This is a genomic window from Vibrio sp. YT-19(2023) (genome assembly GCF_033337395.1).
In genome coordinates, this window is sequence record NZ_JAWOQN010001068.1 from 1 (window position 1) to 531 (window position 531).

Annotated in this window: 2 protein-coding genes; both read left to right on the plus strand. The window is 44.8% G+C overall.

Annotated features, from left to right (window positions below):
* A partial coding sequence (locus R7E78_RS30080) for an A24 family peptidase (RefSeq protein ID WP_318059134.1) occupies nucleotides 1-332 on the plus strand: 332 nt, incomplete at its 5' end.
* On the plus strand, nucleotides 333-531 hold a 199-nt coding region (coaE, locus tag R7E78_RS30085), incomplete at its 3' end, for a dephospho-CoA kinase (RefSeq protein ID WP_318059135.1).

Genomic DNA, 531 nt, shown 5'->3' on the forward strand with positions numbered 1-531 from the left:
ACGCCGTAATTGGTGCGATTGCCGGTTATTTGTGTCTTTGGTCAGTATATTGGGGGTTCAAACTGCTTACTGGTAAAGAAGGCATGGGTTACGGTGATTTTAAATTGCTGGCTGCCCTTGGCGCTTGGCTAGGATGGCAATCATTACCAATGATCATCCTACTTTCTTCCGTCGTCGGTGTGATATTCGGGCTAGTCCAGTTACGACTACAAAAACAAGGTATAGAGAGAGCTTTCCCTTTCGGCCCATATTTAGCGATTGCAGGATGGGTAAGCTTAATCTGGGGCGACCAAATTCTAAGTTGGTACTTCACGTCAATTTTAGGGGTGTAAATGGCTTTGGTAATAGGCTTAACGGGTGGTATCGCCAGCGGTAAAACTACCGTAGCGAATCTGTTCAAGCAGCAGTTTAAAATTGATATTGTCGATGCAGATATTGTCGCACGAGAAGTCGTCGAACCTGGAACTTCCGGGTTAAATGCAATCATTCAACATTTTGGTCAAGACATTACGCATGACGACAACACCTTAG